Origin of the sequence: Roseateles sp., assembly GCF_046300915.1 — a bacterium.
GTDB lineage: Bacteria > Pseudomonadota > Gammaproteobacteria > Burkholderiales > Burkholderiaceae_C > Kinneretia.
Map to the genome: position 1 here is coordinate 1 of NZ_JBKCLH010000042.1, position 24,987 is coordinate 24,987.

Here is a 24,987-nt window from a genome sequence, read left to right on the forward strand (position 1 = left end):
CCACTTCCGACATGCCCTTCTTGTGCCCGTCCAGCTCTTCGAGCGTGATCATGGGCAGGTAGATGTCGTGTTCCTCGAAACGGAACAGGCACATCGGGTCGTGCATCAGCACATTGGTGTCGAGCACGAACAGCTTGGGTGCTTCCAGGCTCTTGGGCTTGCCGGCACTGCGGGCCTTGGGGGCCGGCTTGCTCTTGGGGGCGGGCTTGGCCTGAGGGGTGGTCGGGGCCGAGGGCTGCGCCGGGCTGGCCATGGTCTGCGCCCGTGCCGCCGGGGGCGGTGCGCTGACGGGCTTGCGAACCGAGGGCTGCGCGGCGGGCGCGGCGCTGGCGACTGTCGGCAGTGCAGGCGGTAGTGCAGGTGCCGCTGCGGCGCGCTTGCTCGCGGCCTTGGGACTGGCTTTGCTGGCCGGGCTAGGGGCCGGGGCTGGCTTGCTCACCGCCAGCGTGGCGGCAAAGGCGGAGGGCTCGAGGAGGCTGGCGCGCTTGGTCGGGGGCTTGGGCAGTGGCATGGGTGAGGGTGCGGCCGCTGGGATCAGTGGCCGGGGGTCAAAGGCAGAAGATAGATGCCCGGGCTTGAAAAGCAAAAAGCCGCGCAGCAGGCTGCACGGCTTTCAGGCGATGGGTCGGCTTCGGGGCACCAGGGCATGGGCCGATTATGCACAGCGGGGATGACGCTGGCGCTGGCGCGGCGCTGATGCAACAAAGCCGGCGCGGCGATGAGGCCAGGCCGGCTTTGCGTGGATACTGGCAAGCTCGCGCTGCCAAAAAAAGCTTCAGGCCGCTTCCTTCTTGAGCGACTTGACGGCCTTGAGGACCTCGTCCACATGGCCGGCGACCTTGATGCCGCGCCACTCTTCGCGCAGGATGCCCTGGGCGTCGATCAGGAAGGTGGAGCGCTCGATGCCCTTGACCTTCTTGCCGTACATGATCTTGTTCTTCACCACGCCGAACATGTGGCAGAGCTTCTCTTCCGTGTCGGCGATCAGCTCGAAGGGCAGCTCCAGGTTCTGCTTGAACTTGTCGTGCGAGACCATGTTGTCGCGCGACACGCCCAGCACCACAGCGCCGGCCTTGACGAAGTCTTTGTGGCGGTCACGGAACTGCATGGCTTCAGTCGTGCAGCCCGGGGTATTGTCCTTCGGGTAGAAGTACAGCACCACGGCCTGACCCAGGAAGGCGTTCGGCGTGAACTTCACGCCGCCGGTGGCAAGAGCTTCAATTTCCGGGAGGGGTTTGTTGAGCGCTGGCGTCATGAGGCGTTCTGTAGTGAGTGTGCCCGAAAGGGCATAGCCGCTAATTATACGGTGAACGGCAAGCCCCACCCGCCAGGCTGGGCCCGGGGTCTGGAGAGTGCGGTGTCATCTCAGTCCTGCGCCTCGATCAGCAGCGCCGCCAGCACGCTGCGGCCTTCGCTGGCCAGCACGTTGTAGGTGCGGCATGCGGCCGCCGTGTCCATGGTCTCCACGCCAATGCGCGCCTCGATCAGGCAGCGATAGATGGCCGGGCGCAGAAATCGCAACCGGGCTCCGCTGCCAAACACCACCAGCTCGGGTTTGAGCGCCAAGATGCGCTCGAAGTGGGCCTCGCCGAGGTCCTCGAAGCGCGCCGCATCCCAGGCCTGGACCTCACCGCGCCAGGGCACAAGCAGGCTGCGCTGGTGAACCTGACCGTTGACCCAGACCTTCTGGTCTTCCTGGCGCGAAATGCTGTTGCCGCCTTGCTGCTCGTCGAGTTGGAACTTCATGCTGTGCTGCTGCGGGTTACGCCCGATAAGGGCGCAAACCCTGTGTTTAAATCGCGGGTTCTTCTTTGTCCGATCTCATCCCTCATCAGGAGCGTCCGTCTTGAAGCCCATTGCCAAGTCCAGCAAGCTGGCCAATGTCTGTTACGACATCCGCGGGCCCGTGCTCGACAAGGCGCGGCAGATGGAGGAAGAGGGCCAGAAGATCATCAAGCTGAACATCGGCAATATCGCCGCCTTCGGCTTGGAGCCCCCGGACGAGATCGTGCAGGATATGATACGCAACCTGCCGGCGGCCGCGGGTTATACGGATTCCAAGGGCTTGTTCGCGCCGCGCAAGGCGGTGGTGCACTACTGCCAGGAGAAGAACATCCGTGGTGTCACGGTGGACGATGTCTACCTGGGCAACGGCGCCTCCGAGCTGATCGTGATGGCGCTCAACGCCTTGCTGGACAACGGCGACGAGGTGCTGCTGCCCGCGCCCGACTACCCGCTCTACACCGCCGCGGTGGCGCTCTCGGGCGGCAATCCTGTCCACTACGTTTGCGACGAAAGCAGCGACTGGTTCCCGGACATTGCCGACATCAAGGCCAAGATCACGCCCAACACCAAGGCCATCGTCGTTATCAATCCCAACAACCCGACGGGCGCGCTCTATCCGGAGAGCCTGTTGCGGGAGATCGTCGAGATCGCGCGTCAGCACCAGCTGATCATCATGGCCGACGAGATCTACGACAAGACGCTGTACGACGGCCATGTGCACACCAGCATTGCCTCGCTGGCCGACGATGTGCTGTGCCTGACCTTCAACGGCCTGTCCAAGAACTACCGCTCTTGCGGCTACCGCGCGGGCTGGATGATCGTCTCGGGCGAGAAGCGTCATGCCAGGGACTACATCACCGGTCTGAACATGCTGGCCTCCATGCGCCTGTGCGCCAACACGCCGGGCCAGCTGGCCATCCAGACCGCGCTTGGTGGCTACCAGAGCATCAAGGACCTGGTCGCCCCCGGTGGCCGCCTGTGCCGCCAGCGCGATCTGGCCTATGAGCTGCTGAGCCAGATTCCCGGCGTCAGTGTGGTCAAGCCCAAAGCGGCGCTTTATATGTTCCCCCGCCTGGACCCCAAGATCTATCCGATCGAGGACGACCAGCAGTTCGCCTACGAGCTGCTGGCCGAGGAAAAGGTGCTGATCGTTCAGGGGACGGGCTTCAACTGGATCGCCCCCGATCACTTCCGCCTCGTGTTCCTGCCCAATTCCGACGACCTCCAGGACGCGGTGGGCCGCATCGAACGATTCCTGGCGCATTACCGCAAGCGCCATTCCTCCTGAAAGAAGCAAGATGACAACACGCAGTGTTGCGACGCAGGCTCATGTCGCACAGCGACGTGAGGCCGAAGTCAAAGCGATCAAAGTCGGCCTCTTGGGCATTGGCACCGTGGGCAGCGGCACCTTCCAGGTGCTGCGCCGCAACCAGGAAGAGATTCGTGGGCGTGCCGGCCGTGGCATCGAGATCGCCATGGTGGCAGATCTGGACTTGGCCCGCGCCAAGAGCATCGTGGACGACGCCTGCGAGGTGGTCGATGACGCACGCAAGGTCATCGCCAACCCCGAGATCGACATCGTGGTCGAGCTGATCGGTGGCTACGGTGTGGCCAAGACCCTGGTGCTGGAGGCGATTGCCGCCGGCAAGCATGTGGTCACCGCCAACAAGGCTCTGCTGGCCGTGCATGGCACCGAGATCTTCGCCGCGGCCCATGCCAAGGGCGTGATCGTGGCCTTCGAGGCCGCGGTGGCCGGCGGCATCCCCATCATCAAGGCCCTGCGCGAGGGCCTGACCGCCAACCGCATCGAGTGGATCGCCGGCATCATCAATGGCACCACCAACTTCATCCTCTCGGAGATGCGCTCCAAGGGCCTGGACTTTGGCGTGGTGCTCAAGGAAGCCCAGCGCCTGGGTTATGCCGAGGCCGACCCGACCTTCGACATCGAGGGCGTGGACGCCGCGCACAAGGCAACCATCATGAGCGCCATTGCCTTCGGCATCCCGGTGCAGTTCGACAAGGCTCATGTTGAGGGCATCACCAAGCTGCAGGCCGCCGACATCAAGTATGCCGAGCAGCTGGGCTATCGCATCAAGTTGCTGGGCATCGCACGCCGCCGCGAGGACGTGGAGGGTGGCGGCATCGAGCTGCGCGTGCACCCGACCCTGATCCCGGCCCAGCGCCTGATCGCCAATGTGGAAGGCGCGATGAACGCGGTGCTGGTGCAGGCCGATGCCGTGGGCACCACGCTCTACTACGGCAAGGGCGCCGGCTCCGAGCCCACCGCCTCGGCCGTTGTGGCCGACCTGGTGGACATCACCCGCCTGCACACCGCCGACCCCGAGCACCGCGTGCCGCACCTGGCCTTCCGCCCAGATGCCATGAGCAATACGCCCATCCTGCCCATGGAGCAGGTGGCCACCAGCTTCTACCTGCGCCTGGTGGTGGCTGACCAGGCTGGCGTGCTCTCGCGCATCACCACCATCCTGGCCGAGCACGACATCTCCATCGATGCCGTGCTGCAGCGTGAGTCCGGCGAGGGCGAGAAGCAGACCGACCTGATCATCCTGACCCACGAGACGCTGGAAGGCCGCATGGACAAGGCCCTGGCCCAGATGCAGGCACTGGAGACGGTGCTGGCGCCCATCGTGCGCATCCGCAAGGAAGAGCTGGCCTGATTGATCCCATGAAGTACATCAGCACCCGCGGCGACAAGACCGAGCGCCGTTTCTGCGAGATCCTGCTGGAAGGCCTGGCGCCGGACGGCGGGCTCTACCTGCCGGTCCAGTACCCCAAGGTCGACGAGGCGACGCTCACGAAGTGGCGCGGCCTCGCCTATGCCGACCTGGCCTTCGAGATCCTGAGCCTCTATATCGACGACATCCCGGCCGAGGACTTGCGCGCCCTCGTGCGCCGCAGCTATACGGCCGAGATCTTCGGCACGCCCGAGATCACGCCGCTCAAGCCCCTGGAGCCGGGCCTGGCCCTGGAGGCCCTGTCCAACGGCCCCACGCTGGCCTTCAAGGACATGGCCATGCAGCTGCTGGGCCAGCTGTTTGAGTACGAGCTGGGCCGTCGCGGCGAGACGCTCAACATCCTGGGCGCCACCTCGGGCGATACCGGCAGCGCGGCCGAATACGCCATGCGCGGCAAGGCCGGCGTGAACGTCTTCATGCTCAGCCCCAATGGCCGCATGAGCCCCTTCCAGCAGGCCCAGATGTTCAGCCTGCAGGACGCCAATATCCACAACCTGGCGGTGGAGGGCGTGTTCGACGACTGCCAAGATATCGTCAAGGCCGTTTCCAACGATCTGGACTTCAAGCGCAACTACCGCATCGGCACCGTCAACTCCATCAACTGGGCGCGCCTGCTGGCCCAGGTGGTCTACTACTTCGCCGGCTACTTCCAGGCCACGAAGTCGAATGCGGAGCAGGTCAGCTTCACCGTGCCCTCGGGCAATTTCGGCAATGTCTGCGCCGGCCATGTGGCTCGCATGATGGGCCTGCCGATTGCCAAGCTGGTGGTGGCTACCAATGAGAACGACGTGCTGGACGAGTTCTTCCGCACCGGCGTCTACCGCCCACGCGGCAGCGCCGACACGCACGAGACCTCCAGCCCCTCGATGGACATCTCCAAGGCCAGCAATTTCGAGCGCTTCATCGCCGACCTGCTGGGGCGTGATGGTGCCCGCGTGAAGACGCTCTTCACGCAGGCCGGCGGCTTCGCCCTGGGCGCGGACGAGACGGTCCGGATTGCCGACTTCGGCTTCAGCTCGGGCCGCTCCACCCATGCCGACCGCCTGGCCACGATCCGTCTGTGCCATCAGCAGTACGGGCAGCTGATCGACACCCACACGGCCGATGGCCTCAAGGTGGCGCTGGAGCAGCGCGAGCCCGGCACGACCATGCTGGTGCTGGAAACGGCCTTGCCGGCCAAGTTCGCGGCCACCATCCGCGAGGCTCTGGACCTTGAGCCGCCGCGCCCCGCGGGCCTGGAGAATATCGAGGCCCTGCCCAAGCGCGTTACCGTGCTGCCGGCCGATGTGGCGCAGGTGAAGGCCTTCATCCAAGCCCATGTCTGAGCCCGCTGCCCCGCGTCTGCCCCTGCAAAGCCTGGACGAGGCGCTGGCCCGCCTGCTGAGCGCCGTGGCCCCGCTGGGCCGCGTCGAGCGCGTCTCCACCTTTGACGCCCTGGGCCGGGTGCTGGCCGCCGAGGTGGTCTCCACCCTGGACGTGCCACCGGCCGACAACACGGCCATGGACGGCTACGCCCTGCGCGTGGCCGATGCCGGCGCCGGCGTGCTGCCCATCAGCCAGCGCGTGCCGGCTGGTAGCGTGCCCCAGCCCCTGCAGCCCGGCACCGCGGCGCGCATCTTCACCGGCGCGCCCATCCCGCCGGGGGCGGACTGCGTGGTGATGCAGGAGCTCTGCGAGGCCGTGGAGGGCGGCGTGCGCGTCAAGACCCAGCCCAGCCTGGGCCAGCACATCCGCCGCCGCGGCGAGGCTGTGCCGCCGGCCTCCACCGTGCTGGCCGCGGGCCCCACGCTAGACGCCGCGGCCCAGGGCCTGGCCGCCTCGGTGGGCGCGGCCACGCTGCAGGTGGCGGCGCGCCCGCGCGTGGCCCTGTTCTCTACCGGGGACGAGCTGCTCATGCCCGGCGAGCCGCTCAAGCCCGGCGCCATCTACAACAGCAACCGCTTCACCCTGCGCGGCCTGCTGCAAGGCCTGGGCTGTGAGGTGATCGATCTGGGCATCGTGCCCGACAGCCTGGACGCCACCCGCGCCGCGCTGCGCGAGGCGGCAGCCCAGGCGGATCTGATCATCAGCTCGGGCGGCGTCTCGGTGGGCGAGGAAGACCATCTGCGCCCCGCGGTGCAGGCCGAGGGGCGGCGGGATTTGTGGCAGATCGCGATCAAGCCCGGCAAGCCCCTGGCATTCGGCCGGGTGGGCGAGAGCTGGTTCATCGGTCTGCCCGGCAACCCGGTGGCCAGCTTCATCACCTTCTTGCTGCTGGTGCGGCCCGTGATCCTGCGTCTGCAGGGCGCCTTGTCCCTGCAGGCCAAGGGCTTCAGCCTGCGCGCCGACTTTGCCTGGCCCAAGGCCGACAAGCGGCGTGAGTTCATGCGCGTGCGGCTCAATGCGGCGGGTGGACTGGACCTCTTCGCCAATCAGGGCTCGGGCGTGCTGACCTCGGCCGTCTGGGGTGATGGCCTGGTGGACAACCCGCCCGGCCAGACCGTGGAGCCCGGTCAGATGGTGCGCTTCATTCCTTTCAGCGAGCTGCTGTCATGAGCATCACCGTGCGCTACTTTGCAGCCCTGCGCGAGGCCCTGGGCTCCAGCGAGACGCTGGACTGGCAGCCGGGCCTGACCCTGGGTGCCCTGCGGGATCAGCTGCTGGCAAGGGGCGAGCCGCATGCCTCGGCCCTGTCGCGTGAGCGTGCCTTGCGCTGCGCGCTGAACCAGCAGCTCAGCCATGAGCAGGCCGAGGTCGCGGATGGGGCCGAAGTGGCCTTCTTCCCGCCCGTGACCGGCGGCTGAAGCGCCGCGCCCCCGTTGCTCCCATGCAAGGCCTGCACCTGGTAGCGGATCTGCGCGGCTGCCGCGCCGATCTGCCCTTGATGAGCGATGTCGAGGCCTTGCGCCGGCATTGTCTGGCGGCCGTGTCCGATGTGGGGCTGGAAGCTGTGGGCGAGCTGTTTCACCGTTTCACACCCGCCCCGGGCGAGAGCCAGAGTGGCGTCACCGGTGTGGTGCTGCTGGCCGAATCGCATCTGGCCCTGCACACCTGGCCGGAGCTGCAGGCGGTGACCGTGGATGTGTATGTCTGCAACCTTGGTCAGGACAATGGGGCCAAGGCCCGGGCCTTGATGGATGGGCTGCTGCCGGCCTTCGAGCCGCAGACCGTGCAGGCTCAGGAGCTCGCGCGCGGTTGAGTCCGTGCGCGGTGCAGCAGGCGGCTGGCCACCTCGCAGCCCTGGGTGTAGGCCTCTTCGAACACCGAATAGCCCGCCAGATCGCTGTGGGCAAAGTGCAGTCGCCCCCAGGCGCGCGAGCGCAGGGCCGCCAGCGCTGCTGAGCCACGCAGGCCCGGCACCGGAATGGCCATGGCGTGGCCCCAGCGGGCCAGGGCGATCTCGCTCACGGACTCAGGCAGATCGGCATGGGTGCTCGCGAGCTCGGCGATCACGCGCTGGGCCCAGCTCTCCCAGCGGCCCTGCAAGAGGTCGCCGCGCTCGCGGCGGGGTAGGGCCCAGTAGTGCGTGATCAGCCCCGGGCGGGGCGTGGGGTCCAGGCTTTGGTGGCGCGCGTCCACATAGCCCAGGGCGCTGCTGCCGTAGACCACGCTGTCCCAGGCCTGGCCCATGCCCGGGCGGGCCAGCAGCTCGGGCACTTTGAGGCGCAGATTGCTGACCAACCAGGGGGCATAAGACAGCTGGGAAGACAGCTGGGAAGGCCGCTGATCAGGTAGCTGCAGCTGCTGCAGGGGCTCGGGCGCCTGCTCCAGCAGCCGGCGGGTGATGAAGAGCGGCGTGGCCAGTACCAGCTGCTGGGCCAGCCAGCGCTCGGGGGCCTGGGCCTTCTCGTTCCAGGCCAGCAGCTCGATGCCTTCGCGCTGCTCGCGTACGCGCAGCACCGCGCGTGCGCCGTGGATGCGCTCGCCCAGATCGGCGGCCATGCGCTGGGTGAGCCAGGCATTGCCCGCGGGCCAGGTCAGTACCGCCTCGCGTTCGGAAGGCGCATCGCCGGGCGCATGAAAGCCATGCCGGCTGGCGAAGTAGTGGATGCCGGCCCAGGCCGAGACCTCGTGGCTGTCGGCCCCGTAGTCATCGCGGCAGCAATAGTCCAGATACCAGCGCAGGCCGGGCTCATCCAGGCCTTGATGATTCAGCCACTGGGCAAAGCTCTGCGCGTCCAGGGCTGCGTGGCCGGCCGTCCAGGGCGCGCGGTGCGAGGGCATGGCAAAGCCCAGCTCCCGCTGAGCGCGGTCGACCGCCGCGGCAAAAGCGCGGTACTGCGCCAAGCGCCGCGGGTCCTCCTCATGGGGCGGCAGCAGACCCTCGTGCCAGGCGCCCTGGTAGAACAGACGCTCCTGCGGCGCATGGCAGAGATGACGCTCCTCATAGACCGTGCGGCCCAGATGCTGGCGCGCCAGGCCCAGCTCGTGCAGCAGGCGCTGCACTTCGCGGGCCTCGCTGCCGGGCAGGGGCAGGTAATGCGCACCCAGGGGGCATGCCTGGCCGCCCAGGCTGTGAGCGCGGGCATTGCCGCCGGCCTGGTCTTCCAGCTCCAGCAGGGCCACGTCCACGCCAGCCTGGGCCAGCTGGCGCGCGCAGGCCAAGCCCGCTACGCCACCCCCGACAACCACAAGCTGTGCCCGGCGCAGCGGGCCCTCGCCCCAGCGCGCCGCCTTGTCCGCGTCCCGCAGGCGGTGGCCGCGCTCGGGGCTGGCGCCCACCCAGCCCCCATGTAGCGCGGGGGGCGGTGCCTCACAGGCCGCCAGGGGCAGGGCGCTGGCAGCCGCCAGCAAGAAGCTGCGCCTGTGCAATCCGGCGGGCTTCAATGGTGCTTGCCCCATTCGGCCTCGAACTCCTGCACCAGCAGCTGGTTGGACAGCCGGTTCACGCCCGTCTCCACCCGCGCCATATCGGGGGGGAACTGCAGCATGCCCGGCAGCACCTCGGGGCTCAGATAGCGCAGGCCGGGGGGCAGCTCCCGCGGAGCCTGCCAGGGACGGCGTGAGGCAATCACAAAGCCCCACTCGCCAAAGCTGGGCACATGGGCATGGTAGGGCGTGGTGGCGAGGCCCACGGACTCGATGGTGTTCACCACCGTCCAGAAGCTGCGCCGGGCAATCAGGGGCGAGGTGGTCTGCACCACGGCAAAGCCGCCGGCCGCCAGATGCTGGTCCACCAGCTGGTAGAAGCTGGCGGTGTAGAGCTTGCCCAGGGCGAAATTGCTGGGGTCGGGGAAGTCGATGATGATGAGGTCGAAGACCTCGCGGCTGCGCTCCAGCCAGCCGAAGGCATCGGCGTTGACGATGCGCAGCTTGGGGCTTTGGAGCGCCTGCTCATTGAGGCGGGTCAGCAGGGGCAGGCTGGCGAAGAGCTGGGTCATCTGCGGGTCCAGCTCCACCAGGGTGATCTGCTCTACGGCGGGATAGCGCAGCACCTCGCGCACCGCCATGCCGTCACCGCCGCCCAGCACCAGCACCTTCTTGGGTGCCCCATGGGCGGCCATGGCCGGATGCACCAGGCTCTCGTGATAGCGGTACTCGTCGCGCGAGTGGAACTGCAGATTGCCGTTGAGAAAGAGCCGCGTGCCGGCCCGGCTCTCGGTCACGACGATACGCTGGTAGTCGCTGCTGCGCTTGAGCAGGATGCGCTCGCCGTAAAAGCGCTGCTCGGCCCAGCTAGTCAGCTGCTCGGCCTGCAGCATGGCCGTGCCCAGCAGCAGCAGGGACAGGGCGCAGGCCCAGGCATGGCTTTTGAAAGCGCGCAGCTGGCCGCGGAACAGCCACAGCGCCCAGACCGCCACCAGCACATTGAGCAGGCCGAAGAACACGCCGGTACGTATCAGCCCCAGATGCGGCACCAGCAGCAGCGGAAAGGCCACCGCCACCAGCAGGGCGCCCAGGTAGTCGAAGGTCAGCACCTGGGAGACCAGCTCGCGCAGGCCGTAGCGCTGGCCGAACTGGGCTTTCAGAATGCGCATCACCAGCGGGATCTCCAGGCCCACCAGGGTGCCCACCAGCAGCACCAGACCGTAGAGCAGCACACGAAAGCCCGTGCTGTGCTCGGGCGGCAGCAGGCTGTGCACCATGAAGAGGGCGGCGGGCATCAGCCCCCCGATCACGCCCACCAGCAGCTCGATCTTGAGGAACTGTGCGACCAGTTGCCTCTCGACATAGCGGCTGAGCCAGGACCCCAGACCCATGGCAAAGAGGTAGGCGCCGATGATGGTGCTGAATTGCAGCACCGAGTCGCCCAGCAGATAGCTGGCCAAGGCCCCGGCCGCCAGCTCGTAGACCAGACCGCAGGCAGCGATGACAAAGACACCGGCGAGCAGCAGCAGCTCGGGCAGGGAGATGCGGGCGCTAGGCTGCGGTGCCGCGGAGTCGGGATCTTGAGTCAGCACGGTATAGGCTTCATCACCCCTTGATCGCCGCCGCCACGATCAGGCCGATCGCGATGCACTTGGCCCCGATGACGATGGCCAGGGCCAGGTTCTTGTGCTCGACGATCTCTTCCCAGAGCTTGTAGGGCGTCAGCTTGTCGACGATGACGAAGCTGACCCAGAACACGATGACGCCGATCACCGCATACATCACCGATCCCAGCACCACGGCGGGCTTGAGCCATTCAATGTCCATCTCTGTTCTCCTCAGAAGCCGTTTGAGTGAAAGCTAGGTGCAGCGGCCGTCGAGCCGCTCATTTGTGGCCGCCTCCGCCGCCGCTGTAGCCGCCGTAGGAGCCGCCCCCCGAGCCGAAGCGCACGCCCGAACCGCTGCTGCGCTGCTGGCATTGCTGGTACTCCTGGCTGCTGGCGCCATAGGCATCACGGTAGTCCTCGCAGTCGTCGCGGCTGCAGCCGCGGATCAGGGCAAAGACCAGGGCCACCATGAACAGGCCCACCGCGATATTGCGCAGCAGGGTGCCGGAGTCGCCGCCCAGGCTGGTGGCATCGCGGCGCAGGGCCGCGCCCAGCTCCGGCGCCAAGGCAAAGGCCTTGTGCACCTCGGCCGCGTCCAGGGTGCGGCCCTGGCTCCACACCACCTCCTGGCCGCTTTGCTCGCGGCTGAGCAGCTCGCTGCGGCTGCCGGTCTTGCACTCGTAGTCGCTGACCAGGGCGCGCTCCTCGCGCTTGACGCGCCAGTAGAACTCGCCCAGCACATGGGTGACCTTGGCGGTATAGGTCCAGCGTTTGCTGAAGGTTTTGCCCTGCCATTCGACGCGTTCGCCCTTGCCGCGTGGCGCGCCGGTGAGCGGACGCACCAGGCTCCAGCCCTCGTCGGTGTCCACCAGAAAGGCGAAGCCCTCGGTCTTGTTGAAGAGCAGGTACTCGCGCCAGAAGCTCTGCTCGTCCTCGGCGCTTTCGGGGATGTCGCAGCGCTCCAGATAGCCCACCACCTGCCAGGGCAGGGGCTTGCCGCCCGAGAGCGCCAGCAGGCCGGTGCTGCCCAGGGGGATCTGCGGCGGCATGCCCACTTGCTGGGCGTAGTGGGCCAGGCCCGCGCCCAGCGCGTCCCGCGAGATGTCCACCACGGACTGGCACTGGCCGCAGACGATGGACTGGCTGTTCTCCAGCCGCGGCTCCAGCGCGGCGCCGCAGCTGGGGCAGCTGCGGGCCTGGGCGGCCACGCTCTTGCTGCTGTCTTGGCGCAGGCCGCTCATGGCCAGCTCGGCCAGCCGCACCGAGCGGCCCAGCGACCAGCTCGGCCGGCCGGGCTGGCTGTATTGGAGCGAGCCCACCTCGCCCAGCTCGTTGCGCAGCTCCACCACCCAGAAGCTCTTGAGCAGCTCGGGCGGGTGGGGCAGCTCACCCTCGGCCGCCAGCAGGGTGGTCTCCAGCTTGGAGGCCACCTGCCAGGGCTGGCCGTTGATGATGTGCTGGGCCCCGACGACGAGTTCGTCCAGGGCCGGCGCCGGTGCGTCCAGCGGGGCCTCGAAGGCGATGACGAAGGCACCGTTGTCCTCGCTGAGCCAGGCGCTGCGCCCGCCGTCAAAGAGGATGTGCCATTCGTTCCAGCTCCCCTCGGCATAGCGCAGCTGCAGGCGGCCCAACACGCTGAAGGATGCGCCCGCATGGCGACCGCTGGCGCCGAGCTGCACAGGCGAGTAGTCCTCGAAGAGCTCGGCACTCAGGCCGATCTTGCGCAGGGCCTCGCCCTCGCGCACGAGGGTGGAGCGGCAATAGCTGCAAACGGCGCTGGCCGAGGCCGCACTGGCAAAGGCCACCGGCGCGCCGCAATGGGGGCAGGCCGCCTCCCAGCGGCGTTGCTGCGAGCTGCTCAAAGCCGGATCAGCCCAGCTTCTTCAGGAGCTCGGCCTTCTTGGCTGCGAATTCCTCGTCGGTCAGGATGCCTCTGGCCTTGAGATCCCCCAGCTTCTCCAGCAGGGCCATGATCTCGTCGGCGCTCTGCGCCGGTGCCACGGGCGCGGCCGCGGCTGCAGCTGCCGGTGCGAGGCCGGCCTGCAGCTGCTGGGCCAGGACCTGACCCATGGCAAGACCTGCCCCCAGGCCCATGGCATCGCCAGCCACGCCGCTGCCGCCACCCTGGCCCACGCCTTCGGCCATCTTGGGCAGGGCCTGGGCGGCCTGGTATTGCATGAACTGGCCCATGTTCTGGCCGATCATGCCCATGCCGATCTTCTGGTCCAGGATCTTTTGCAGCTCCTCGGGCAGGGAGACGTTCTGCAGGGTCACGGACTCCAGCTTCAGGCCCAGGGCCTCGAAGGCGGGCGCGGTGGCCGCCTGCAGGGCCTTGGCGACCTCGATCTGGTTGGCAGCCAGGTCCAGGAAGGGAATGCCGCTCTGGGCCACGGCGTCGCTGATGTGCTGCAGCATCAGGCCGCGCAGCTGACCGTCCAGATCCTGCACCGTGTAGCGCTCGCGCGTGCCTGAGACCTCGGTGTGGAAGCGCTTGGCGTCGACGATGCGGTAGGCGTAGTTGCCGAAGGCGCGCAGGCGCACGGCGCCGAAGTCCTTGTCGCGGATGGTGACCGGCTGCTGCGTGCCCCAGCGCTGGTCCAGGCGCTGGCGGGTGCTGAAGAAGTAGACATCGCTCTTGAAGGGCGACTCGAAGAGCTTGTCCCAGTTCTTCAGATAGGTCAGCACCGGCAGGGTCTGGGTGCTGAGCTTGTACATGCCGGGGCCGAAGACATCGGCCACCTGACCCTCGTTGACGAAGACGGCGATCTGCGACTCACGCACCGTGAGCGAGGCGCCGTACTGGATTTCCATCTCGGCCATGGGAAAGCGCCAGACCAGGGTCTCCTCGTCCTGCTCCGTCCACTGCAGGATGTCGATGAACTGTTTCTTGATGAAATCCATCAGGCCCATGGCTTGTTCTCCGGAAAAAGCGTCGCGGCCCTCTTGGCCGCAGGCGCAGTATCGGTCAGTCTTTGGGGGCTGTCCTTCCCCCGGGGGTGTGTAGCCGCCAGGCCCGGGTTCAGCGTCTCCGTGCAAACACACTGCCCGCCAGCATGGCCGCGGCCATGGCCCAGAACAGTGGGGCCACGCCCAGGGCCGCGCCCAGGGCGCCAAAGACCAGGGGCATCACGGTCTGGCTGCCATTGATCATGGTGGTGCGCAGGCCCAGGGCTTCGGCCGCGCGACCGGCCGGCGCGCTCTGGTGCAGCAGGGTGAGCACCGTGGGCTGCGGCGCGCCCAGGCCCAGACCCAGCACAAAGGTGATCAGCATCAGCAGACCCACGCTGTGCGTGAAGGGCAGGGCGGCATAGGCCAGACCCGCCAGCAGCAGGGACACGGCCAGCAGGGGCCAGGGACGCGTGCGGTGGGCGATGAAGGGCATGGCCAGGCGCACCGTGAAGGTGGCCGCGGCGAAGGAACCCATGACGATGCCGATCTGGGAGGGCGTGAGGCCGTTCTGCGCGCCATAGACCGGCACGGCGAAGTTGTAGATGTCCCAGCCCACGGTGAGTATGGCCATGGCGATGAAGAGCCGGCGCAGCTCGGGGTCGCGCAGCAGCTCCAGCACGGGGCCGGGCGCCTCGCTGCCGCGGTGCTCCTGGCGCTGGGCCTCGGGCAGCAGCCGTGCCCAGAGCGCCAGCAGGGGCAACACGGTGAACAGGGCCAGGATCAGGAAGGCGGCGCGGTAGCCCAGGGCGTCGATGGAGACGCCGGTGAGCAGGGGCGCGATGAAGGTGGAGGTGGAGAAGCCCAGAGCCACATAGCTGAAGTTGACCGTGCGCTCCTCGGGCGCGCTCATCTCGCCCACGGCGTGATAGGCCGCGACATTGATGAGCATGAAGGACAGGCCCACCAGCACGGCGGTGAAGAACAGGGTGGGCAGGCCCGGCAGCACAAAGGGCGCCAGGGTGCCCAGACCCACGCCGGCCGTGCCCAGCAGCATGGGGCGGTTGATGCCCTCGCGGTCGATCCAGCGTCCGGCGCTGACCGAGAGCAGGGCTGGCAGCAGGGCATACACGGCCATCAGCAGCCCCACCGTCAGGGCGCCGGCGCCCGGCTGCTGCAGGGCGAAGAGCGCCACCGCCATGCGGCTGCCGGCAAACGCCACATGATTGAGCACCAGCAGGATGACGATCAGGGGCAGGGGGCGCATGGCCGCTTGATTCTAGGCAGGGCGGATCGGGCCGCTGCCACGCGGGCGCCGCAGCTCGCACGGCCGGGAGTTGCGCCGCGGCCGGTGGCCGGGTGGGGCCTCAGAGACCTGGCCAGCTGCCCGCGCTCAGGCCCAGGCGGCCCAGCCAGTCCGAGGGCAGGGCCCCGGCCCAGACCAGGTTGTGGTGGGGCGGCAGACGGCGCTTGGCAAAGGTCATGCGGGTATCGGCCAGAGCCAGCAGGCTCTCGGCGTTCCAGTCGCGACCCGGCGGTGTGGCGGCCACGCCCAAGGTAGCGGTGAGCGGGGGCTGCTGGTCGAGCCGGGCCAGGGCCTCGGCAATGCGCTCGCGCAGACGCTCGGCCAGGGCCGTGGCCTGAGCCAGCTGGCAGTCCGGCAGGATGAGCACGAACTCATCGGCACCCAGATAGGCGAGACGGGCCGTGGGCGGCTTGAGCTGTTCCAGCAGCAGAGCCAGCTGGGTCAGCACCTGACGCGCGGCGTTCTCGCCGGCGCGGTCCTGATAGTCCTTGAAATGGTCCAGGTCCAGGGTCAGCAGGGCCAGGGCATGGCCGCTGGCGCTGGCCGCGTCCGCCGCAGCGGCCAGCGCCGGACGCAAGGCCTGCCGGTCCAGCAGACCGGGCAGGGAGGGCAGATCGGCCTGAACCACAGCGCTCATGGGCGGCTCCAACTCAAGAAATGCGATGCCCCATGCTAGGGGCGGCGGGGAGGCGATACATGCTCCATAACCCGGGGGACTGTCACGGCGCTGCCATGACCCAGCCCTAGAGTCGGGCACTTTTTGCGGAGCACGCAGTCATGGGGTGGGCGGATTCGGCTGAACGGCATTGCGATGTGCTCGTCGTGGGGGCGGGCATCGTGGGACTGGCGCATGCCTGGGAGGCGGCGCGCCGGGGGCTGAGTGTGATCGTGCTGGAGCGCGATGCCGCCTGCATAGGCGCCTCCATCCGCAACTTCGGCTTTGTCACGGTGAGCGGTCAGCGCGCTGGCAGCAGCTGGGCGCGTGCCCGGCGCAGCCGCGAGCGCTGGGCCGAGCTGGCGCCTCAGGCCGGCATCGACATCCTGCAGCGCGGGGCCTGGATTTGTGCTCGGCGACCCGAGGCCGTGGCGCTGCTCCAGGCCTTCATGGTCACCGAGATGGCGGAGGGCTGCGAGCTGCTGACGCCGGACGAGGCCCTGCGCCGCCATCCCGCCCTGCGGGCGCAGGGGCTGGGTGCGGTGCTCTACAGCCCGCATGAGCTGCGGGTGGAGTCGCGCGAGGCCATTCCGCGCCTGGCGGCCTGGCTGGCTGTGGCGCATGGGGTCCAGTTCCGGTTTGGGGAGGCGGTGCTGCAGGTGCAAACGCCGCGGGTGATCAGTGCGCGTGCAGAGTACCGCGCGCAGCGCGTGGTGGTCTGCGGTGGCGGTGAGCTTAACGGTCTGTTTGCGCCGCTGTGGGCAACGCATGGCTTGCGGCAGTGCCAGCTGCAGATGCTGCGCGTGCGCCCGCCCGCGGGCTGGCGCCTGGATGCCCCGGTGATGGGCGATCTGAGCCTGGTGCGCTACGAGGGTTTCTCGGCCCTGCCCGAGGCGCAGGCACTGCGTGCGCGCCTGGCGGTGGAGGAGGAGCAGAGCCTGGCCCATGGCATTCATCTGATCGCGGTGCAGAGCGCCGATGGCAGCCTGGTGGTGGGCGACTCCCACCACTACGGACCGGTGCTGCCACCCTTTGCCTCGGCCGAGGTAGACGGGCTGATCCTGCGCCATCTGCGCGAGAACCTGGCGCTGGACGAGGTGGAGGTGCTGGAGCGCTGGGTGGGGCATTACCCCTCGTCGTCCAGCCATCCCTGTCTGGTGCTGGCGCCGGACGCGGCCACGCGCGTCGTGGCCGTGACCAGCGGCACAGGGGCCAGCACGGCCTTTGGCCTGGCGGAGGAGCTGTTCTCCGGCTGGTGAAGGCGAGTTGCCCTCAGCGGCTGTGTGAGGTCATGCGCGAGAGGCTGACCCCCGGCGCGGCGCTGGCTGCGCCGCGCGGCCGCGGCGGCTCGCTGGCTTCCTCCAGCGCCTCGCGGGCCAGACCGGCCAGAGGCGCCTCGGGGTTGCGGCGCATGGCCATGCCGACCGCCAGGATATCGATGACCAGCAGATGCAGGATGCGGCTCACCATGGGCAGGTGGGTGGCCACGTCCTCCACATGATCCACGATCAGGGTGGCGTCGGCCTTGCGGCTCAGCGGCGACTGGCTGGCCGTGATGGCCACCACCTTGGCCCCGCGCTCGCGGGCTTTCTCGGCCACGGCCAGCAGCTCGGGCAGCTTGCCGCCGGCGCTGATGATCACGGCCACGTCGCGCTCGCCCAGCACCTCGGCAGCCAGGCTCTGCAGGCGCGGGTCGGTGTAGCAGTTGCTGGGCACGCCAAAGCGCAGGAACTTGAATTGCGCATCCTGGGCGACCACGCCGTAGTGGCCCACGGCATAGAACTCGATGCGATTGGCCCCCAGCAGCAGGCCGACCGCGCGGTCGATCATCTCCCGGTTGAGCGCGCTGCGCACCTGCAGGATGGCCGAGGCGGTGTTGGACAGCACCTTGGAGCCCAGCTCCACCATGGAGTCGTCCTGTGTGACCTGGGTGTGGGTCACGGGCATGGTGCCGGTCAGGCCCGATGCCAGGCGCAGTTTGAAGTCGGACAGGCCCTCGCAGCCCAGGGAGCGGCAGAAGCGGATCACCGTGGGCTGGCTGACCTGGGCGGCGCGGGCGATCTCGGCAATCGGATCGTTCAGCACCGCGCGGGCATGGGCCAGCACATGCTCGGCCACCCGCAGCTCGGCCGGCGATAGCTGGCCGCGAGCGCGGCGAATCTGTTCCAGGATGGCGCCTTCGCCGCCACTTTCCAGCTGGCGCAGCTGGGCTTGCAGAATGGCGGAGGCGCCGATGAAGGTGGCATGCTCGGCCGTGATGACGTAGGTGGGGATGGCGGCCAGATAGCTGCTGAAGCGCCCCTTGTCCTCGAAGCGCTGGCGAAAGCGCGAGCGCTCGAAGTACTCGCCCAGACGCGGCACGATACCGCCACCGATGTAAATGCCGCCCAGGGCGCCCAGGGTGACGGCCAGATTGGCCGCAGCCGTGCCCAGCATGGCGCAGAAAAGCTCCAGGGTCTCGGCGCAGAGCGCATCGCTGTGGTCCAGGGCCCGCTGTGTGATCTCGGGGGCCTGCAAGGGTTCGGGCGTTTGGCCGGCGCGTTCGGCCATGGCGCGGTAGATCAGCTCCAGGCCAGGCCCGGAGAGCAGGCGCTCGAAGGACACATGCTCGAACTGCTGCCAAGCATGGCGCAGCAGGGCGATCTCGCGTTCGTCGCGCGGCGAGAAGCTGGTGTGGCCGCCTTCGGTGCCCAGGGCCACCCAGCCCTCGCCGGCCGGGATCAGGCCCGAGACGCCCAGGCCCGAGCCCGAGCCCAGCAGGCCGATCACGCTGTGCTTGTGGGCCTGACCGCCCCCGATCTGGCGCACCTCATTGCCCGAGAGCCGGGGCAGGGCCATGGCCAGGGCGGTGAAGTCGTTCACCACCAGCAAGGTGTCCAGACCCAGGCGCTGGCGCATCTCCTCGATCGAGAACTGCCAGTGGTAATTGGTCATGCGCACCCTGTCGCCCTCGACCGGGTTGGCGATGGCCACGCCGGCATGGCGGGGGTGAAGCCCGGCGGGCAGGCTCTGCAGGTAGTGGCTGACCGCCGCATGGAAATCGGGGTGGTCCGCACAGCGCAGGGAGCTGAGGTGCTCGAAGCGTCCCGGCGCCAGCTCCAGCGCGAAGCGGGCAAAGGTACCGCCGATGTCGGCGATCAGGCGGGGGCTGTCAAAAGTGGAGGCCATGGGGCTGTGCTGCGTCTTCCGGGATAGCGGTTGGGCCTGCGCCGGGCAGACCGACGAACTGCGCGCGATTATGGGCCTGGCGGTGGAGTGCCGAGCTCAGCGCTTTGCCGGGAGGTGCGCGTGTGCTGCAAGCCCGTACTTGCCGGACTTCCCTGGGAATGTAGTTTTACGCGTTTTCACTGAGCATTTTGAATGTAGTTTTGCTACTTTGTTTGGGTTAGAGTGCAGGCATTACGGAACAAGACTGGTGGCGTGCGCTCGCGCTCTACGCCGGTATCTAGACGGCCCCAGCGGCCGATCAAGGCTGAACACAAGTGCAATGCTCCTTATCAGCAAGAGGTTTATGGCCCAAGAGGCCTGGCAGGGCGCGGCCCCGCAAGGAGTTGGGGTGGTGAGCGCGGGCTGCCTGGGCCTGGTGGCCGATATCGGCGGCAGCAATGCGCGCTTTGCCTGCGTGGATGCGGCAGGGGGGCTGGTGCATCGACGCAGCCTGCCGGTGGCGGACTATGCGGGGCCTCTGGAGGCGGTGCAGGCCTATCTCCAGGAAGTTCGACAGTCGCCGGCCGGTGCCGGCTTCGCGACGCCACGCCGTGCGGTGGTGGCCGTGGCCACGGCTGTGAGTGGTGATCGTGTGGAGCTGACCAACAGCCACTGGCGCTTCTCCCAGGCCGAGCTGTGTCAAGGCCTGGGCCTGGACAGCCTGCGGGTGCTGAACGATTTTGAAGCCCTGGCGCTGTCGCTGCCGCGGCTGAAGGCCGGGCAATTGCGCGCGCAGGGCATGGCAATGCCCAAGCCGGCGGGCATGTTGGCCGTGATTGGTCCAGGCACGGGCCTGGGCGTGGCCGGCGTGGTGCAGACGGCACAGGCTTGGCTGGCTTTGCCGGGCGAGGGCGGGCATGCCACGCTGGCGCCTACCGATGAGTTCGAGAGTCAGCTCCTGGCGGCAGTACGCCGCCGTTATGCCCATGTTTCGGCAGAGCGGCTCTTGTCGGGTATCGGTCTGCCCCTGCTGCATGCCGCGGTGGCCGATGTGCTGGGGCGCTCGGCGCCAAGCCTGAGCGGGGAGGCCTTGGTGGAGGCGGCGCTGCTGGGCGGGGATGAGCTGAGCCTGCGCTGTCTGGACAGCTTTTGCGCACTGCTGGGCAACTTTGCAGGCAATGTCGCCCTGACCCTGGGGGCGCGCGGCGGGGTTTACATCGGCGGCGGCATCGTGCCCCGCCTGGGTGACTTCTTCTTCCAGTCGCGCTTCAGGGACAGCTTCGAGGCCAAGGGGCGTTTTCGCAGCTATCTGCAGGCCATCCCGACGGCGGTGATCACCGACACCTTGGTGGCCCTGGAGGGGGCGGCCCAGGCTCTGGCGCAGGATGTCCAGCAAGTGGAGCGAGGGTGATGTAGCTAAGCTACATATCAAAGTTGTGGTTCGATACCAGTTGATGTTTTTTGCTGCCGCTAATTTCTAGAAAATCCAATGAAAACAAGCACATGTGATGTGTTTGAGAGTGGATGAAGATGAATCTAGGGTTAACGCAAGTGTTGCTGCCAATCTAGTTTTGGTACAAATGATGCAAAAGCTGGTGTAGCAAAAGAACAAGAGTGATGGGCCAGCATGGTGAGTCGCGGGAGGCGACTTGCAAGTGTTCCCCAAGGCTTGAGAGCCATCGCAACGTTGAAGCATGAAGGAGACAAGGATGATGATTGACTCTTCCCCGGCCGCCCAGCGCCGTTCGGCCTGGCGTTTGAGCCAGGTGGCCGTGGGCTGCAGCCTGCTGGCCCTGGCTGCCGCTGCCCAGGCGCAGACCCAGACCCAGACCCTGGATACGGTGACGGTCGCCGGCATCCGCAAGGGCATCGAGGACGCGATTTCGGTCAAGAAGAATGCCGATGCCATCGTGGAGTCGATTTCGGCCGAAGACATTGGCAAGCTGCCCGACGTGTCGATTGCCGAGTCCATCGCCCGCCTGCCGGGTCTGTCGGCCCAGCGTGTGGCCGGGCGTGCCCAGGTGATCAGCGTGCGCGGCCTCTCGCCGGATTTCGCGACCACCTTGCTGAATGGCCGCGAGCTGGTGAGCACGGGTGACAACCGCAGTGTTGAGTTCGATCAGTACCCCTCGGAGCTGCTCAGCGGCGTGACCATCTACAAGACGCCGGATGCGGGTCTGGTGGGGCAGGGCCTGTCCGGCACCATTGACATGCTGACGGTGCGTCCGCTGAACTTTGGCAGCCGCGTGGTCTCGCTGAATGCGCGTGGCCAGCACAACTCCCTGGGCTCGGCCGCCAATGCCAGCGCCAATGGCAACCGCTTCAGCGCCAGCTATATCGACCAGTTCGCCAACAAGACCGTGGGTGTGGCCATCGGTTTTGCGCATCAGGAAACGCCGATGCAGGAGAACCAGGTGGGCCTGTATGAGCCCTGGAAGAAGGAGTCCCGTCCTGGCGTGCAGGCCGGCAGCTTTGTGTCGGACGGCATCAAGGCCTTGCGCCGCACCGGCAAGACCGAGCGCGATGGCGTGATGGGCACCGTGGAGTTCCGCCCCTTCAAGCAGTGGACCAGTGTGGTGGATGGCTTCTGGTCCAAGGCCAAGCAGGTTGACACCGCCAACCAGTTCGAGCTGAACCTGCAATACAACGGCAACTGGCCCTGCAACCCCGCTTGCAACTGGACCCAGAGCAGCACCAATGCCAATGGCACTCAGACCGGCGGCACCATCACCAATGTCTACCCCCTGGTGCGGGGCATGTACAACAAGCGCGAGGACGAGATCACCGCGGCCGGCTGGAACAACAAGCTCAGCCTGGACAACGGCATCACCGTGGTCGCCGATGTGCATTTCTCCAAGGCCAAGCGCAACGAGCTGAGCCTGGAGAACAACAGCCAGCTCAGCCCGGTGGGTGGCGTGCCGTATGACACGGTCAAGCTGGACTTCAGTGGCAGCGGCTTCTCGTCCATCATGCCCTCGCTGAGCTATTCGGACCCGTCCAAGCTTTTCCTGCGCGGCACCATTTACGGCTCGGGCTATGGCAAGGTGCCCCGTGTCGAGGATGAGCTGAACGGCTTCAAGCTCAGCAGCAACATCCCGCTGGCCAGCCCGCTGGCGGGCCTGATCTCGGACTTCGATATCGGCCTGAGCTATGTCGATCGCTCCAAGAAGAAGCGCCAGCCCGAGGGCAATATCAATGTGGGTGCTCAAGGCGACACGATTGTTGCCTCGGACCTCCAGTACGGTCTGGTGGATCTGGGCTTTGCCGGCCTGGGCAAGATCCCCAGCTGGAATGTGCCGGGTGCGGTGGATCGCTATATGAGCTTCAAGCCCACCGACACCGAGAGCTATCTGGTGTCCAAGGCCTGGGATGTGCAGGAGAAGACCACCACGGCTTTCCTGCGCGCCAATATCGACAGCAGCTTCGCCGGTGTGCCCATGCGCGGCAATTTGGGCCTGCAGATGGTGAGCGTGGAGCAGTCGTCCAGGGCCAACTACTGGGATGGCACTGCAGCGACTGGCCAGCAGGTCAAGCCTGTGACCGATGGCAAGACCGTCACCGATGTGCTGCCCAGCATGAATCTGGCCTTCTCGCTCTCGGATGATCAGACCCTGCGTCTGGCCGTGGCGCGTCAGATGGCGCGCCCGCGTGTGGATCAGCTGCGTTCGGCTCTGGACTTCGGCATTGACAAGGCCACCGGCAAGCCGGGTGCCAGCGGCGGCAATGCCCAGCTGGATCCCTGGATCGCCAATGCCTTCGATGTGTCCTATGAGAAGTACTTCGGTTCCAAGGCCTATGTGGCTGCCGCGGCCTTCTACAAGGATCTGAAGAGCTATATCTACACCCAGTCCAACCAGAGCTACGACTTCTCGAAGTTCGTGGCGGGCTATGTGCCGCCAGCAGGCTCGCCCGCAGCGCTGACCACGGGCACCTACACCGCGCCCTATAACGGTCAGGGTGGCAAGCTCAAGGGTGTGGAGCTGTCAGCCTCCATGCCGCTGAGCCTGCTGAGCAAGTCGCTCAACGGCTTTGGTCTGATCGCCAGCGCCAGCTTCAACAGCAGCAACATCAAGGTCAAGGATCCCGAGAGCGCCAGCAGCGTGGGCGATGACTTCATCACCCTGCCGGGCCTGTCCAAGCGGGTCTACAACCTGACCGCCTACTACGAGCGGGACGGCTTCGAGGCGCGCATCAGCCAGCGCAAGCGTTCGGACTTCATCGGCGAGATCGGCAACTTCAACGGCAACCGCACCCTGCGTTATGTGGTGGGCGAGAGCATTGTTGACCTGCAACTCGGCTACACCTTCAACCAGGGCATGGCCAAGGGTTTGAATCTGGTCTTCCAGGTCAACAACCTGGGCGATGATGCGTACCGCACCTATGCCGGCACGAAGGATCGCCCGCTCGAGTACCTGAAGTGGGGCCGCAGCTATCTGATCGGAGCAGGCTACAAGTTCTAAGCGCTGGGCGCAGACCTTCTTGGTCTGCGCACTCAAGCTCAAAAGCCCCGGATCAAGGATCCGGGGCTTTTTCTTTTTGGGTGCCCCGTTCTTCTTGGGGCGATGGCAGCGGCCCGATTGATGCAAGCTGTCGTGATTGCGACGCGAGTACTGCGTCGCGTCCGCCATTGAGCATATGCAGGTCCGGCGAGATGCGGTCTGAAGGCGTGCGCTTGTGCTGCGTGGCTGCTTGGACTCCTCTTGTGGTCAGCTGAACTGCCGGGATGGTGCTCTCTTGTAGCAGTGCGCCCCCAACTGTGTCCGACCCTCTGTTTGCCTTCGTGCCAGCCATGGCGACTTGGTACGGCCATGTGCATCATGGCCATGTGCCGGATCGTGCGATCTCTTCAATTCCGATCTGCCGCGCAGCTGACGCGTGATTTGTCTGATGAAAGTACCGTGCGACCAGGCTCGGCCGCTGGGTGATCAAGGCGCGGAAAGAAGAAAAGGGCCCGGTGGGCCCTTTTCGTTTGCGTTTGCGTTTGACGAATCCTCTGCGTGGAGGATTCGTAGAAGCTCAGCGGATCAACGCTGCTGCTGCTTCTGGCTGCGACGACGGGTGGCGAAGGCCAGGCCGGCCAGGGCAGCGCCCAGCAGGGCCAGGCTATCGGGTTCCGGGACGCGGCGGAAAATGGAGGTCGAAGTCTTGGCGGCCAGAGCCAGAGACCACTCGCCATCCTTCAGGCCCTTCAGCGTGACTTGGAAGGGGCTCGCTGCGAAAGACTTGTCGTCCAGGCCAGGGTTCGAGCCCGTGGTGGTGTTGGTGTTCAGCTTGCCATTACCCGCGGTCTGGACGCAGGTGATCGGGGAAACCGTGCAGCTGGTCAAGAAGTCACCCTTGGGAACCCAGCTCACGGTTGTGCCGTCTTGGTGGGTGGCCGTCAGGGAGAGTTGCAGGTCCGCCTGGGCGAGGTAGGCGCCCAGCAGATCGCTGATCGCAGCCTTGTGGTTGCCCAGTGCATTGAAACTCACATCCAGATCCGTGCTTCCGCCCGACAGCAGGAAGTTGAACGTCAGCTGGGTGTTCGACTGATGCAGCGTGGAGGCGTTGGCAGAACCGTTCTTGTTCAGCAGCGACTCAGAAATGGCTTCCAGGCTGGTGGGAACGCCTTGAACCAGTTCAGAGGTTCGCAGCACCGCATCAGCGCCGCTGTAGCTGTTCACATTGTCGATGCCGAACAGTGCAAAGTTGTTGTTGGTACGCAGAAGCGTCGAGCCGGTGCCATTCACGGCCGCAGCGTCCAACACGGGGCCGGCGATTGGGTTGGGGTTGCAGCTGGTACCTGCGGGGCCAGCGCCGACGCCGAAGCAGTCAACCGAGTTCGTGATTGCTGCACCGTTCAGCTTGGCCTTGGTGTCCTGATTGAAGGTATAGGAGCCGACGGCAGCCAGGTAAGGATCCAAGCCGTTCTTGGTGACGATCAGGAGATTGTCGACCTTGAGGTGCGACACTGCGTACACATACGCTTGCGCCGGCGCGGCGCTGAACATGGCGGCCACGGTGGCCGAGACAGCGGCCAGGGTCTTCAGCTTTACAAACTTGCTCATGGTGGGTTCC

At 66.8% G+C, this 24,987-nt stretch carries 21 protein-coding genes; 9 read left to right on the top strand and 12 right to left on the bottom strand.

Annotation, left to right across the window (positions count from 1 at the left end; translation table 11 throughout):
- From ACK5F2_RS03085 to ACK5F2_RS03095, 3 genes are all read right to left on the bottom strand, one after another.
- Positions 1-253, bottom strand: a 253-nt coding sequence (locus ACK5F2_RS03085; RefSeq protein WP_409862696.1) for a PIN domain-containing protein, incomplete at its 3' end; no start/stop codon positions are given.
- 522 nt (positions 254-775) lie between these two features.
- Positions 776-1,255: a peroxiredoxin gene (locus ACK5F2_RS03090; protein WP_409862698.1), complete on the bottom strand. Its 480-nt coding sequence runs from the start codon at positions 1,253-1,255 to the stop codon at positions 776-778.
- Positions 1,256-1,365: 110 nt separating this feature from the next.
- Positions 1,366-1,746, bottom strand: a complete 381-nt coding sequence (locus tag ACK5F2_RS03095) for an Mth938-like domain-containing protein (RefSeq protein ID WP_409862700.1) — start codon at positions 1,744-1,746, stop codon at positions 1,366-1,368.
- A gap of 100 nt (positions 1,747-1,846) precedes the next feature.
- Between ACK5F2_RS03095 and ACK5F2_RS03100 the strand changes: the two genes are divergently transcribed.
- The 6 genes from ACK5F2_RS03100 to speD are packed head-to-tail and all read left to right on the top strand — an operon-like array spanning position 1,847 to position 7,719.
- Positions 1,847-3,073, top strand: a complete 1,227-nt coding sequence (locus ACK5F2_RS03100) for a pyridoxal phosphate-dependent aminotransferase (protein WP_409862702.1) — start codon at positions 1,847-1,849, stop codon at positions 3,071-3,073.
- A 10-nt stretch (positions 3,074-3,083) separates the two neighbouring features.
- A complete protein-coding gene (locus ACK5F2_RS03105) occupies positions 3,084-4,463 on the top strand; it encodes a homoserine dehydrogenase (RefSeq protein ID WP_409862703.1) in 1,380 nt (459 codons plus the stop codon).
- A gap of 8 nt (positions 4,464-4,471) precedes the next feature.
- Positions 4,472-5,866, top strand: coding sequence for a threonine synthase (gene thrC / locus ACK5F2_RS03110; RefSeq protein ID WP_409862705.1), 1,395 nt, complete (start codon positions 4,472-4,474; stop codon positions 5,864-5,866).
- A complete protein-coding gene (glp, locus tag ACK5F2_RS03115; RefSeq protein WP_409862708.1) occupies positions 5,859-7,076 on the top strand; it encodes a gephyrin-like molybdotransferase Glp in 1,218 nt (405 codons plus the stop codon). Before thrC ends, glp begins: the two co-directional genes overlap by 8 nt.
- On the top strand, positions 7,073-7,324 hold the full coding sequence (locus tag ACK5F2_RS03120; RefSeq protein ID WP_409862710.1) for a MoaD/ThiS family protein: 252 nt from the start codon (positions 7,073-7,075) through the stop codon (positions 7,322-7,324). The genes glp and ACK5F2_RS03120 overlap by 4 nt, the downstream gene beginning before the upstream one ends.
- 23 nt (positions 7,325-7,347) lie before the next feature.
- Positions 7,348-7,719, top strand: a complete 372-nt coding sequence (gene speD, locus ACK5F2_RS03125; protein ID WP_409862712.1) for an adenosylmethionine decarboxylase — start codon at positions 7,348-7,350, stop codon at positions 7,717-7,719.
- On the opposite strand, the gene ACK5F2_RS03130 is transcribed toward speD, so the two are convergent.
- The 7 genes from ACK5F2_RS03130 to ACK5F2_RS03160 form a co-directional block, all read right to left on the bottom strand.
- The gene (locus ACK5F2_RS03130) at positions 7,698-9,314 is read right to left on the bottom strand and encodes an FAD-dependent oxidoreductase (protein ID WP_409862715.1); all 1,617 of its coding nucleotides are present in this window, start codon (positions 9,312-9,314) and stop codon (positions 7,698-7,700) included. The two genes, speD and ACK5F2_RS03130, sit on opposite strands and share 22 nt — an antisense overlap.
- A gap of 29 nt (positions 9,315-9,343) precedes the next feature.
- The gene (locus ACK5F2_RS03135; RefSeq protein WP_409862758.1) at positions 9,344-10,918 is read right to left on the bottom strand and encodes a polyamine aminopropyltransferase; all 1,575 of its coding nucleotides are present in this window, start codon (positions 10,916-10,918) and stop codon (positions 9,344-9,346) included.
- A gap of 16 nt (positions 10,919-10,934) precedes the next feature.
- Positions 10,935-11,156 (bottom strand): DUF350 domain-containing protein, encoded by a 222-nt coding sequence (locus ACK5F2_RS03140; RefSeq protein WP_133604056.1) that lies wholly within the window; start codon positions 11,154-11,156, stop codon positions 10,935-10,937.
- A gap of 58 nt (positions 11,157-11,214) precedes the next feature.
- The gene (locus ACK5F2_RS03145) at positions 11,215-12,798 is read right to left on the bottom strand and encodes a DUF4178 domain-containing protein (RefSeq protein ID WP_409862718.1); all 1,584 of its coding nucleotides are present in this window, start codon (positions 12,796-12,798) and stop codon (positions 11,215-11,217) included.
- A 7-nt stretch (positions 12,799-12,805) separates the two neighbouring features.
- On the bottom strand, positions 12,806-13,846 hold the full coding sequence (locus ACK5F2_RS03150) for an SPFH domain-containing protein (protein ID WP_409862720.1): 1,041 nt from the start codon (positions 13,844-13,846) through the stop codon (positions 12,806-12,808).
- A 109-nt stretch (positions 13,847-13,955) separates the two neighbouring features.
- On the bottom strand, positions 13,956-15,089 hold the full coding sequence (locus ACK5F2_RS03155; protein WP_409862722.1) for an MFS transporter: 1,134 nt from the start codon (positions 15,087-15,089) through the stop codon (positions 13,956-13,958).
- 100 nt (positions 15,090-15,189) lie between these two features.
- Positions 15,190-15,765, bottom strand: a complete 576-nt coding sequence (locus ACK5F2_RS03160; protein ID WP_409862725.1) for a GGDEF domain-containing protein — start codon at positions 15,763-15,765, stop codon at positions 15,190-15,192.
- Positions 15,766-15,905: 140 nt separating this feature from the next.
- On the opposite strand from ACK5F2_RS03160, the gene ACK5F2_RS03165 reads away from it, so the two are divergent.
- Positions 15,906-17,042 carry a TIGR03364 family FAD-dependent oxidoreductase gene (locus ACK5F2_RS03165; RefSeq protein WP_409862727.1) on the top strand — a complete coding sequence of 379 codons (1,137 nt, stop codon included), beginning with the start codon at positions 15,906-15,908 and terminating at the stop codon, positions 17,040-17,042.
- A 13-nt stretch (positions 17,043-17,055) separates the two neighbouring features.
- Here the strand turns inward: ACK5F2_RS03165 and ACK5F2_RS03170 are convergent, their stop codons facing one another.
- Positions 17,056-18,951 carry a glucokinase gene (locus tag ACK5F2_RS03170; RefSeq protein WP_409862730.1) on the bottom strand — a complete coding sequence of 632 codons (1,896 nt, stop codon included), beginning with the start codon at positions 18,949-18,951 and terminating at the stop codon, positions 17,056-17,058.
- Positions 18,952-19,294: 343 nt separating this feature from the next.
- On the opposite strand from ACK5F2_RS03170, the gene glk reads away from it, so the two are divergent.
- A complete protein-coding gene (gene glk / locus ACK5F2_RS03175; RefSeq protein WP_409862731.1) occupies positions 19,295-20,341 on the top strand; it encodes a glucokinase in 1,047 nt (348 codons plus the stop codon).
- Between the two features lie 301 nt (positions 20,342-20,642).
- Positions 20,643-23,390, top strand: a complete 2,748-nt coding sequence (locus ACK5F2_RS03180; protein ID WP_409862733.1) for a TonB-dependent receptor — start codon at positions 20,643-20,645, stop codon at positions 23,388-23,390.
- Between the two features lie 564 nt (positions 23,391-23,954).
- On the opposite strand, the gene ACK5F2_RS03185 is transcribed toward ACK5F2_RS03180, so the two are convergent.
- Complete coding sequence (locus ACK5F2_RS03185; RefSeq protein WP_409862734.1) at positions 23,955-24,977, bottom strand: EDSAP-1 family PEP-CTERM protein; 1,023 nt, start codon at positions 24,975-24,977, stop codon at positions 23,955-23,957.
- Positions 24,978-24,987 lie beyond the last annotated feature (10 nt).

Bases quoted from the DNA above. Each gene is read 5' to 3' on its own strand.
- ACK5F2_RS03090 (WP_409862698.1), bottom strand. From the start codon at position 1,255: ATGACGCCAGCGCTCAACAAACCCCTCCCGGAAATTGAAGCTCTTGCC.
- ACK5F2_RS03155 (WP_409862722.1), bottom strand. From the start codon at position 15,089: ATGCGCCCCCTGCCCCTGATCGTCATCCTGCTGGTGCTCAATCATGTG.
- ACK5F2_RS03120 (WP_409862710.1), top strand. From the start codon at position 7,073: ATGAGCATCACCGTGCGCTACTTTGCAGCCCTGCGCGAGGCCCTGGGC.
- ACK5F2_RS03095 (WP_409862700.1), bottom strand. From the start codon at position 1,746: ATGAAGTTCCAACTCGACGAGCAGCAAGGCGGCAACAGCATTTCGCGC.
- ACK5F2_RS03160 (WP_409862725.1), bottom strand. From the start codon at position 15,765: ATGAGCGCTGTGGTTCAGGCCGATCTGCCCTCCCTGCCCGGTCTGCTG.
- thrC (WP_409862705.1), top strand. From the start codon at position 4,472: ATGAAGTACATCAGCACCCGCGGCGACAAGACCGAGCGCCGTTTCTGC.
- ACK5F2_RS03165 (WP_409862727.1), top strand. From the start codon at position 15,906: ATGGGGTGGGCGGATTCGGCTGAACGGCATTGCGATGTGCTCGTCGTG.
- ACK5F2_RS03170 (WP_409862730.1), bottom strand. From the start codon at position 18,951: ATGGCCTCCACTTTTGACAGCCCCCGCCTGATCGCCGACATCGGCGGT.
- glp (WP_409862708.1), top strand. From the start codon at position 5,859: ATGTCTGAGCCCGCTGCCCCGCGTCTGCCCCTGCAAAGCCTGGACGAG.
- ACK5F2_RS03140 (WP_133604056.1), bottom strand. From the start codon at position 11,156: ATGGACATTGAATGGCTCAAGCCCGCCGTGGTGCTGGGATCGGTGATG.
- ACK5F2_RS03185 (WP_409862734.1), bottom strand. From the start codon at position 24,977: ATGAGCAAGTTTGTAAAGCTGAAGACCCTGGCCGCTGTCTCGGCCACC.
- glk (WP_409862731.1), top strand. From the start codon at position 19,295: ATGGCCCAAGAGGCCTGGCAGGGCGCGGCCCCGCAAGGAGTTGGGGTG.
- ACK5F2_RS03180 (WP_409862733.1), top strand. From the start codon at position 20,643: ATGATTGACTCTTCCCCGGCCGCCCAGCGCCGTTCGGCCTGGCGTTTG.
- ACK5F2_RS03105 (WP_409862703.1), top strand. From the start codon at position 3,084: ATGACAACACGCAGTGTTGCGACGCAGGCTCATGTCGCACAGCGACGT.
- ACK5F2_RS03150 (WP_409862720.1), bottom strand. From the start codon at position 13,846: ATGGGCCTGATGGATTTCATCAAGAAACAGTTCATCGACATCCTGCAG.
- speD (WP_409862712.1), top strand. From the start codon at position 7,348: ATGCAAGGCCTGCACCTGGTAGCGGATCTGCGCGGCTGCCGCGCCGAT.